The following is a 10,506-nucleotide window of genomic DNA, read 5'->3' as shown; positions in this document are numbered from 1 at the left end:
TACCGATTTTCCCGGTTGTTTTTTTTTTTGTCGAACATGACCACCACCGGGGGGGGGGGGCGGGGCGGGGGGGGGGGGGGGGGCCCCCCGCTGCGCTACTCTGACCTTCTGCTTACTGAGCTTGCTGCGCCTGTGGCTTCTGCCGCAACTTGCCTTGATAGCGGATCGTCGGACGCAGCGACTGCGTCGTCGGCGTTGCCATCATCAACTGATGGGCAAGCGGTGCGGCCGCCGGACTCAGCGAGCCGATACTGGTTTCACGCGACGGATCCGCCAGACCGTTTTTCACGAGCAGCTTCGCCTCGAGTTGCAGACTGGTCAGCAGCACCGGATCCTTCAGCGCATTGCCCTGCGCCAGCAGCTGGCTCCATGCATTGTTGCTGTAGTTGGTCACGTAGTAGTCGAGACCGCTCGGATCGGCGAGCACCGCGGAACAGCCGTTCAGACGCACCTGGGTTTGCGTGTCCTTCATCGCCAGCGTCTTGCGTGAAGTCAGCCCGTCACCGTACGCGAGCGTCAGCGGAATGGTCCACTGCGTACCCGGATACTGATTCTGGTTCGGGAACGGCGCCTGTTTCAGCGTGACCACGGTCTGATTGGTCGTCAGATCGCATTGCGTATCGAGCGAAATCAGAGGTACGCCGGTCTGCCGCACGAAGCTGTCGCCGATCGCCACCATCGGCTGACCGCTAACCTTCGCCAGTTCGTCCCACAGACGTTTCGGCGTGACGTTGCCGAGCGAATAGTCGGCAAGGTACGACTGCAGGCCCTTGCGCATGACTTCTTCGCCGAGATAGTTCTCCAGCATCTTCAGCACGTGACCACCCTTGTCGTACGTGAAGGCGCTCGCGCTCAGCACGAAGTCGTTCGAGGCCCAGCCGTTGAAGTTCGGCTGCACCGGGAACGCGGTGGACTTCAGATCCGCATTGATCACGGCGTATTTGTTCTTCACGTCGTCGACCCAGCTGAAGCGCTCCGGGAAGAAGCGCACCTTGGTCTTGTTCTCGAAGAAGGTCGCGAACGATTCGTTGAGCCAGACGTCGTCCCACCAATCGAGCGTGACGAGGTCGCCGAACCATTGGTGCGCGGCTTCGTGCGTGAGCACCGTCACGCCGTAATCGGACATGGTGGTGCCGGGCGCCGGCAGAATATCGTCGGCGAATTCGAGAATCGCGCCCCAGTTCTCCATGCCGCCGAAGTTCAGGTCCTTCTGCTCCTTGAACGCGTCGTTGGCCGCGATCGTGTCGAACTTGGTGAGCGGCAACGGAATGCCGGTGTAGCGATAGTAGTAATCGAGCGCCTGCTTGGTTTGCTGCATGGCCGGTTTGGCCCAATCGCGCATGCCGGGCGGTGTGAAGATGCGCAGATGCAGACCTTTGCCGTCGGGCAGCGGGCTTGTGAAGTCGTCCTCGAGAATGTCGAACTGGCCGCCGCCGAAAAACAGCAGATACGACGGCATGGGCGGCGTCTTTTCGAACGACACCAGCTTGTAGCCTGCATCCACGTTGACCGCGGGCTTCTCCGCCGCGTTCGAGACCACGTTCCAGTTTTGCGGCACTTCCGCGCTCACCTCGTAGGTCGGCCGGAAGGCCGGCTCGTCCCAGCCGGGGAACCATTGGCGCGCCAGGTTCGATTCGCCTTGCGTGAGAATCGCGCCGCTCGTGGTGCCATCCGTTGACTTCAGATCGACGCGGAACACGCCTTCCGCCGCGGAGCAACCCGGATAGGGATCATCGCCGCAACTGCCGCCGGTCTTCGCGACCGGATCGTCGTAAGTCTTGAAGTTGATGATGCCGCTCCACTCCATATGCAGCGAGTAGTTGCCGGCGGCGATCTGCCCGCTCACGGGGCGAAGCTGGTAGAAATCGCCGTCGTCCTGCGGCGTGGCGATCAACGCAATGTTGCCCGGCTGAAGCGTGATCGTGCCATTCGTGAACTTGACCCGGTGCCCGGCGATGGTGATCGCGTTGACCGCCTTCTGCACCTTGATCTGTACGTCGGCCCGGCCATCGAACGAAGACAGCGCGGGGTTCGGCCGGAACCAGAGCTTGTAGTTGATCGGCGTAACCGTGTCGGGCAATTCGACCGGCGGCACCGTCTTGTTGATCGATGTGTCCGCAACGACCGGCGCGGCGGGCGGGGTCAGCGCCACCTCGGAGGCAGCCGGCGCGGTTGCGGGTGTCTGCCCGGATTTGCTCGCCAACGACGACGAGCCGTCGCTGCCGCCGCATCCCGCCAGAACCGCAATTCCGGCGAGTGCGAGGCACTGCATCTGCAATCGGAAATTTATACGCATTATTAATCCTCGACTGACAATATCGGTATAAAGAAAGTGCGTTGAGTGGTTCAGCTTGTTTTCTCTGTTTTTCAGAGAAAAAGGTCTCCCGCACTAGCACCGAATTGCTAGCGAGAATATTTGGACGTGTTGGCGCCTCAGCACTTGTGGCTGATTTTCAAATCGCGCTACGCGTTTATTACAATGCTTTCACAAAGACAGCTTCGGCCGTTTTTGTCGGCTTTCATTCAATCGTTTAACTGACCGGCAAAGCGGCGGCTTACCTGCGTCTCCGGGCAGATAGCGAAATCCGAGATCAGTTTTTGACGACAGTGCGTAGCCTAGTTTGGCAAGCGTTCCCGTGTCAACTTCCTTTCACAAACTTTCTTTCAGCCGGGCAATGCGTATGCGAACCGAATGGCTTCGGTAATCAGATCGAGTTAATCCTCTAAGACTCGCAATATCGCCTGCAACTACGGGAAAGCTTATTTTTCTTTTGTTCGGATTATGTTATGGCGCGACCATGCAGCTGAATAACCTACGGCGAGGTTTTAATTTGAACTAGCTGGAGAGTTCAGAAAAGGAATCGGCGCGAATAATGCGCTATCCGTTCACCGCCGCTACGATTCGCGCGCACATGGCCTTGTCGGGTAATGGGCCCGAACCGGCCCTGACATTGTCTGCCATGTATTGCGGACGCCCGGTGCCTGGAATCACCACCGTCACCGCCGGCTGCGCGAGCACGAACTTCAGCAGAATCTGCGCCCAACTCGTGCAGCCGATTTCCGCAGCCCACCCAGGCAGCGGCGTTTTGCTGACGCGTGCAAGCAGGCCGCCACCGCCGAAGGGCTGATTGATCACCACGCCAATGCCCAACTCCGCCGCAAGCGGCAAGATGCGCGTCTCTGCGGCGCGGTCGTCCGCCGCGTAGTTGACCTGTACGAAGTCTGGCTTTTCGTTGCGCATGACGGCCGCCACTTCATCGAATGCGCTCGACGTGTAGTGCGTAATGCCGATATAGCGAATCCGGCCGCGCGCTTTCCAGTCACGCAGTGTGGCGAGTTGCGTGCGCCAGTCCAGCAGGTTATGCACCTGCATCAGGTCGATGCGCGGTTGCTGAAAGCGGCGCAATGATTCTTCCATTTGCGCGATGCCCGCTTCGCGTCCTTCGGTCCAGACTTTGGTGGCGACGAAGGCTTTATTGTGCGCGTCGAGTTGCGTGAGCAAGGCACCGGCGACCGCTTCCGAAGAACCGTACATCGGCGAAGAATCGATCGTCGAACCGCCGGCCTCGAACAGAATGCGCAGAACGCCGGCAAGTTGCGCGCGAGCGGCGGGATCGTTGCCGACATCGAAGGTACGCCATGTGCCGCAGCCGACCATTGGCAGTCGCTCGCCTGTCGCGGGAATCACGCGTTGCGCCATGCGCGGCAACGGCGTCGTGGATTCGGTTTGAGATTGATCTGGCGTTTGCGCCGGGGCCAGCCTCGGCAAAGCAAGCGAAGCCGACAGGCCGATTGCCGTGCTACTCGCTGTGTGCAGAAAACGGCGTCTGCCGGAAAGCCTTGCAGCGTCTTTCGAAGAAAGTGCCATGACGTGCCCTCCATTCGCGCGCAATACAGTGACTCTGTACGATACGGCAAATCGGCATGGCACGTTGAGCGCCGGCTAATGCGGCGCAGCCGCAAAGTGTTCTACTTGCGCGATCGTGCGCAACACCCCGCTAGCGGATGAAGCGACCGCAGATCGGCATGCTGCCAAGCCGCGCCATAAAAGACGACTCGCCACGACCTGCCGCCGCGAACTGATCCGCCGCCATGGCGGAGCCCGCTGCGGCGCCGATCGCGATGACCACGATCGCGATCCGGCGCAGCCGCCCGCCTCGACCGGCGAGCGAACCCGACACGCTCTGCCAGCTGGACAGCAAGGTCATTGTGAGGGCAACTATCGCGCAGCACATGGCGCCTCCTTAAGCATTCGCCGTGGCGCGCTCCGGCCGCGCCGGAAACGGATTGCGCCATGCATCGATCGCGTTCAACTGATCGTGCCAGCGCTGCACTTCCGGAAACTCGTCAAGCGGCATCGCGGCGCTTTTTGCGTACGGCAGCGTGACGCCCACGGAGAAATCCGCGACCGACATGTCATCACCCAGCAGCCACTTGCGCCCCTTCAGATGCTGGTTCAGCACGGTGGCATGTTTGCGAAAAAACCCCTGAGCTTCAGCGACCTTCGAAGGCTCGGGCTCGCCTAGTCCGACCCACGGCTTGATCAGATACTCGAAATAAAGCGAACCCGCGTGCCGGTATAGGTGCTGATTATTCCAGCTGAACCAGCGCGTGATTTCGATCTGCTGCTGTGCGTCGCGCGGCCACAGTCTGGATTCGGCGCGCTGCGCAAGGTGGCAGATAACCGCATCGGATTCCCAAATGCTCTTATCGCCGTCGACGAGACATGGCACCTTGCCGTTCGGATTGATCGCCAGATAGGCGGGCCTAGTATGCTCGCCCTTGCGTAGATCGACAAAGACGTATTCGATTGGCAAACCTAAGTACCCAGCCATTGCGCAGGCTTTTCTGGGAGACAGCGTTTCAGCATAGTAGAGCTTCATGGTGGACCTCGATATGCGTTGACTTGCCCGGAATGTGCTTTATTCGCCCGCGTTTTCCAGCTCGGCGAACAGTGCTTCCAGCTTCTCGAATGCACCGCTCCAGCCGGTGCGATGACCGTCGCGCGCGGCTTCGTCGAAGAACTGCGCGTGCGTGAAATTCAGTTCGGTGCCTTCTTCAATCGTGCGAAACCTGATCGTGACCAGCGACCGGCGTTCGGGCAGCGTCACCCACTCCCATGTGAAGACGAGCTTGCGGCCTGCTTCGACTTCCCGGTACTCACCGCGACAGTCGTGCGTTTCGCCATCCAGCGTCTGGAACACCACGCGAAAGCGACCGCCCACGCGAAGGTCCGCTTCGGCACTCAACACCGGTCCAGCGTCGGGCCCCCACCAACGCGCCATCAACTCCGGCCGCGTCCATGCCGCGTAGACTTTTTCGGGCGGTGCCTTGATGCGCCGCACGAGGGTCAAGCTGGGCTTTTCCTCGATCATTCCTCGTCACCCTCCACAAAATCGGCAAGCCGGTCGAGGCTCGCGGACCAGAAGCGTTCATAGCGCCGCAACCACGCCATCGCCTCTTCCATCGGCCCGGGGACCAGTTCCACCGTGACGGTTCGGCCATGCTTCGTGCGCGCCACCAGACCCGCGTCGCTCAGCACGTCGAGGTGCTTCATGACGGCGGGCAGTTTGAGCGGCAACGGACGCGCGATTTCCGTGACCGACAGACCGGGCTCGCGCTCGAGACGCGCGAGGATGGCCCGCCGCGTGGGGTCCACGAGGGCGGAAAACGTACGATCGAGTTGACTGACTGGAGACTTCACCATATGGTGAACTATAGACGCTGAACGCGCGGAGTCAAGGTCGTTTTGGCTAGATCAATCCACGCGTTTGCAACTCGTGTGACAGAGCGTCGACACCGACAAACCTGTGACCCTGCAGTCCCGCATCGATCGCGCCGTTCACGTTGGCGTCCGTGTCATCGACGAACAGCGTTTCGGCCGGTGGTACGCCAAGCTGATCGACGCAACGCAAATAGGTCTGCGGTGCGGGTTTCGCGGCACCGTACAACGCCGATGAATAGACATGCGAGCCGAACAGCCGCGCCACCGGGGGATTCAGATACCCAATGTTATCGGTCAACAACCGGCAATTGTTCGTCAGCACCGCGATGCGGCTGCGTTCGGCGACTTTCGCGGCCAGCGCGAGCGCGTCCTCGTTCGGCGTAATCGACGCGTGACGGGCAGCAAGCCAGTCGTCGCGGCTGATCGGGTGATTCAACAGAATGCCTAACTCGCGCAAATACTCGTCATCGCCGATCTCGCCTGCATCCGCACGCGCTTCGAGGCCCGAACCCCAGATCGCGTGACGCACGGCTTGCGGCGTACACCCCACGCACGCCGCCAGATGTTCAGCCCGCACGTCACGGTCGTAATGGGACAGAACACCTTCCATGTCGAACAGAACCAGCGTGATGGATGCGGTCATGCTATCGGCCTCACGTCGAAACGTTTCAGGAACGGAGAGACCACCTGGCGCGATGACGCCGAACGGTCGCCTCTTTCCATTGTGCCTCGACAAAACCGCCAATGCCTGCAACGAACTCTTGCCGGGACAAACCGAAAAAATCTTTTCCGCCACAGGAATAAAGCTGCAACACCGCGCGTTCAATAAGCGCAATGACCATCGGTCAGAACAGAGAGGTGTGGCCATGAAATCTGTGCTTAAGGCATTGGGCGTCGCCGTGGGCGGCGCCGCGTTGGTGAGTTTCGTCGCGGCATGCGGCGGTTCCAACTCGGTCAGTATGCAGTCGTATACATCGACGGCGCTCGTATCGGACGGCGCAGTCGCGGCAGCGCATACCGACCCTAACCTGAAAAACGCGTGGGGCGTTGCGTTTAATCCGAAGGGTTTCGTCTGGGTCGCGGACAACGCCACCTCGCGCGCGACACTTTACGATGGCAACGGCACGCCACAGTCTCTAGTCGTCAGCATTCCGAATGGAACGAACGGTCCGGCGAATCCGACCGGCATTGTCTTCAACGGCACGACGGACTTCGTCGTGACGCAAGGCGGCAAGTCCGGCGTAGGCGCATTCATCTTTGCCGGCGAAGGCGGTACGATTACGGCGTGGGCGCCGACGGTCGCCCCGACCACCGCATTCGTCGTGTTCGACAGCGGCAGCAGCGGCGCGGTCTACAAAGGCCTCGCGATGGCCAGCAACGGAGGCGCCAACTTTCTCTACGCCACCGACTTTCACAACAACAGAATCGACGTATTCGACAGAAGCTTCACGAAGGTTGCAACGTCGGGCAAGTTTCAGGATGCGTCGATACCGGCAGGCTTTGCGCCGTTCGGTATTCAGGCAATCGGCGCGAAGCTCTTCGTGACCTACGCCAAGCAGGACGCAGAGGCGCACGACAACCTCGACGGCGCCGGCCTCGGTTTCGTCGATATCTTCGATACGGCAGGCAACCTGCTGCAGCGTTTCGCTTCGGCGGGCGCGCTGAATGCGCCGTGGGGAATCACGCAGGCGCCAGCCAATTTTGGACGGTTTAGCGGCGACGTGCTGGTTGGGAACTTCGGCGACGGCACGATCAACGCCTTCAATCCGGTCAGCGGTCAATCACTTGGCGCGATCAATCTGCCTGACGGAAGCGCGTTCGTCCAGCACGGCCTGTGGGGTATCGCATTCGGTAACGGGCTCAGCAATCAGCCGGTCAATACGCTGTTTTTCGCGGCCGGTCCGAATGACGAAGCGAACGGCGTCTATGGACGCATCGACGTGAAAATGTGACGAGCGGCGCGCGGGAGCGCTTGCCGCGGCGCATAGGTAAGCGACGCGGCTAGCTCTTCACGCTGCGCAATGCATACGCGGACAACGACGCGAGCCGCCCTACGCTCAGCATCCTCGCGATCCGCTTCAGGGCATGGCGCACGCGGCCACGCACATGCGCGACGCGCATGTGGCGCCAGAAACGGTCCGGCACGAAATCGTCAAAACGCCCTTCCTTTTCGAGCAACGCCTTGCCACCCGGCAAATGAACGAATGAACAGCAGCGAAACCACCGCACGTCTCGATAGTTGTTGCCTGGCCAATGACGACCTACCGCCTGATATGCGCCGACCTCGATCAGCACCTGCCCTTCGTCGCCCAGCGCATTGAGCGCGGCCGAGATGAACGCTTCGTCGCCGTGATGCCTCAGACGCGCGCTTTCGCTTAGGTAGCGTGCGTAACTGGCTCGCGCGCGCGGCACCAGCCGACGCAGCGAAGCCGGCGTCGCAAGCATGAACTCGCCGCCATACCAGCGAGGATTTTTGAGCCGGCGGTCAGCGACGATTTCCAGATCCGCGACCACACGCTCGCTGCCGTAGGCCGGAAAGACCTGATCCGAAATGTCGAATACGCCAAGGCCGGCTTGCGCGCATCGCTCGATCAGGTCGGGCGCGAGCGGCAGCAGGGCCACCATGTCGGCGTCGAGCAATAGCATCATCGTGTCGGCGGGTAGAGTCGCCGCGACCTGATCCATCAGATCGAGTTTGAAATGCGCGGCGTAGAACGGCGTGTTCTTCGGCAGATCGATCGTCGCCGTAAGTGTCGCTACTGCCGGCCGGTTCGCCGCCGGCATACTTTCCAGACGGCGCGCGACGAGCACCGGCGCGTTGGTCATGATGGTCAGGGTCGGCATGCCCACGCGCCGTAAGCTGTTATTCAGGCAGATCGCCTGGCTTACGTACGAGAGCGGATCGCGATTCGTCGAGTTGGGGCCCGGCTCCGCATCGACATCCACATAAACGAGAGTGCAAGGAAAAAGATTCACGTTGTTCCTCACCATGCGCTAGCGACAGATCGCCTTCTGGCGCGCCGCCGTTGCTGTCGGAGGTTGATCTATATGTTCTTGCCTTGAGGTGGAACTGCCCCACAAGGTGCGCAGTATTGGAAACCGCGGTTCGAGCCATCTCGCCATCAGATTCGAACCGGGTGCGAAGATCTGCGGCGATGGAGTCGGATGAGCCGGGGCGCAGATATCACGTTTGAACTATCGTTTCACGTCCTTGCATTGCCTTTCCGCCAAAAAGCAGAGAGACGCGACGCGTGAGCCGCCGAGGTCCACATGGACCGTGGGCTTCTCGCAATAATTGCAGATGCATGATTGAGCGTCCGCGAATAACTTACTTGTTAGCTACCTGCACACGCGTTTTTTTTCGGTTTGCCGCCGCGGGCCGCTTGCGAGGCTAAAGTCCGATGATTGCCTGATTCCGGCGTGCCCGCCTCCGCTTCGCGTTTCATCGAAAAAGAAACCAGGCGCCTCAATAGCTCGGCAGCAATGTGTTGTCTAGACAAACACCGCTTTGCGGCGCCAGCGCAGTCGCAATCAACCTAGCGATGTTGCGGCTGCCGCAGCGGCCTGAAGAACTGGCGAATGTCGGCGGCAAGCAAATCGGGTTTCTCCACCGCTGCGAAGTGTCCGCCCGCCGGCATGTCGGTCCATTGCACGACATTGAAAGTTCTTTCGAGCCAACTGCGCGGCGGATGATTGATTTCCTTCGGAAAGTGCGCAAAGCCGACAGGCGGCACAACACGTTGTCCTTCGGCGAAGCGCATCGGCTGCAGACGGTTTTCCCAGTACATCTGAATCGCCGTGCCGATACATTGGGTGTGCCAGTAGAGCGAGATGTTAGTGAGCAGTTCGTCCTTCGAAAACACACTCTCGACGTCGCCTTCGCAATCGCTCCATGCGCGAAACTTCTCGGCGATCCATGCCGCCAGTCCCACAGGCGAATCATTGAGCGAGGCTGCCAGCGTCTGTGGTTTGGTGGTGTGCATGTGCGCATAGCCGCCTTCGAGCGCGGCCCATTCGTTCTTCTCCCGCAAGAATCTTTCCTCTGCCGCCGTGAGCGGCATCTGCGCCGCGCCGATGGCCGGCTCATACGAACTCGGCAGGAAGTTGAGATGAATGCCGTCCACGATTCGCGGATGCCGCGCGGCAAGCGCGATCGACACCCCGGCGCCCAGATCGCCGCCTTGCGCGCCGAAGCGCTCGTAACCGAGGCCGTGCATCAGCGACGCCCACATGTCCGCCACCTGGAACGCGGACATGCCAGGCTGAGCGGGCGCCTGCGAGAACGTGAAGCCGGGCAGCGAAGGCACGACGACATCGAAAGCGTCGGCGGAATCGCCACCGAACGCGGCCGGGTCGCACAAGCGGTCGAGCAGCGCATGGAATTCCATGAATGATCCCGGCCAGCCATGCGTGATCACCAGCGGATAAGGCGCGGGACCCACGCCACGCCGGTGGACGAAATGCACGCGCTGCCCCTGTACATTGGCGAAAAACTGAGGCTGCCGATTCAAGCCGCGCTCGGCCGCGCGCCAATCGAAATGCCCGGCCCAATACGCGGCCAGTTCGCGCAGCCACGTCGCGTCGATGCCCTGCTGCCAGGCTGGCGACGGCGTTGCCGGCGCCCAGCGGGTCGCGCGAATACGCTGACGAAGATCGTCGACGTCATGATCCGCAATGGCAATCTGAAACGGTTCTATCTGCATGGCAAGTCGTCCGGCGCAGCGGGAAGGTTAGCGTGCTCGCCTGACTCGACAACGAACTTCGCACACGCCGTTCAATGA

Annotated in this window: 10 protein-coding genes; 1 reads left to right on the top strand and 9 read right to left on the bottom strand. The window is 60.8% G+C overall.

Features of this window, described 5'->3' with window-relative positions; translation table 11 throughout:
• Positions 1 to 112 precede the first annotated feature (112 nt).
• The 7 genes from P0D70_RS35430 to P0D70_RS35400 all read right to left on the bottom strand — a co-directional run bounded on the left by P0D70_RS35430 (position 113) and on the right by P0D70_RS35400 (position 6,368).
• Entirely contained in the window at positions 113 to 2,296 is a 2,184-nt protein-coding gene (locus tag P0D70_RS35430) for a M1 family metallopeptidase (RefSeq protein WP_408187943.1), read from the bottom strand.
• Between the two features lie 582 nt (positions 2,297 to 2,878).
• Positions 2,879 to 3,868, bottom strand: coding sequence for an aldo/keto reductase (locus tag P0D70_RS35425; protein WP_408187941.1), 990 nt, complete (start codon positions 3,866 to 3,868; stop codon positions 2,879 to 2,881).
• Between the two features lie 130 nt (positions 3,869 to 3,998).
• Positions 3,999 to 4,208 carry a hypothetical protein gene (locus tag P0D70_RS35420; RefSeq protein ID WP_408187940.1) on the bottom strand — a complete coding sequence of 70 codons (210 nt, stop codon included), beginning with the start codon at positions 4,206 to 4,208 and terminating at the stop codon, positions 3,999 to 4,001.
• Between the two features lie 36 nt (positions 4,209 to 4,244).
• Entirely contained in the window at positions 4,245 to 4,883 is a 639-nt protein-coding gene (locus P0D70_RS35415; protein WP_408187939.1) for a glutathione S-transferase family protein, read from the bottom strand.
• 39 nt (positions 4,884 to 4,922) lie between these two features.
• Entirely contained in the window at positions 4,923 to 5,375 is a 453-nt protein-coding gene (locus P0D70_RS35410; RefSeq protein ID WP_408187938.1) for an SRPBCC family protein, read from the bottom strand.
• Complete coding sequence (locus tag P0D70_RS35405) at positions 5,372 to 5,707, bottom strand: ArsR/SmtB family transcription factor (RefSeq protein WP_408187937.1); 336 nt, start codon at positions 5,705 to 5,707, stop codon at positions 5,372 to 5,374. Before P0D70_RS35405 ends, P0D70_RS35410 begins: the two co-directional genes overlap by 4 nt.
• A 46-nt stretch (positions 5,708 to 5,753) precedes the next feature.
• The gene (locus P0D70_RS35400; protein ID WP_408187936.1) at positions 5,754 to 6,368 is read right to left on the bottom strand and encodes an HAD family hydrolase; all 615 of its coding nucleotides are present in this window, start codon (positions 6,366 to 6,368) and stop codon (positions 5,754 to 5,756) included.
• Between the two features lie 223 nt (positions 6,369 to 6,591).
• On the opposite strand from P0D70_RS35400, the gene P0D70_RS35395 reads away from it, so the two are divergent.
• A complete protein-coding gene (locus P0D70_RS35395) occupies positions 6,592 to 7,677 on the top strand; it encodes a TIGR03118 family protein (RefSeq protein ID WP_408187935.1) in 1,086 nt (361 codons plus the stop codon).
• A gap of 49 nt (positions 7,678 to 7,726) precedes the next feature.
• Here the strand turns inward: P0D70_RS35395 and P0D70_RS35390 are convergent, their stop codons facing one another.
• Both P0D70_RS35390 and P0D70_RS35385 read right to left on the bottom strand, forming a co-directional pair.
• Entirely contained in the window at positions 7,727 to 8,701 is a 975-nt protein-coding gene (locus P0D70_RS35390) for a hypothetical protein (RefSeq protein ID WP_408187934.1), read from the bottom strand.
• 560 nt (positions 8,702 to 9,261) lie between these two features.
• Positions 9,262 to 10,428 carry an epoxide hydrolase family protein gene (locus P0D70_RS35385; RefSeq protein WP_408187933.1) on the bottom strand — a complete coding sequence of 389 codons (1,167 nt, stop codon included), beginning with the start codon at positions 10,426 to 10,428 and terminating at the stop codon, positions 9,262 to 9,264.
• Positions 10,429 to 10,506 lie beyond the last annotated feature (78 nt).

This window comes from Paraburkholderia sp. RL17-381-BIF-C (assembly GCF_046026435.1).
Taxonomy (GTDB): Bacteria; Pseudomonadota; Gammaproteobacteria; order Burkholderiales; family Burkholderiaceae; genus Paraburkholderia.
This window is presented reverse-complemented; position numbering and strand designations above follow the sequence as displayed.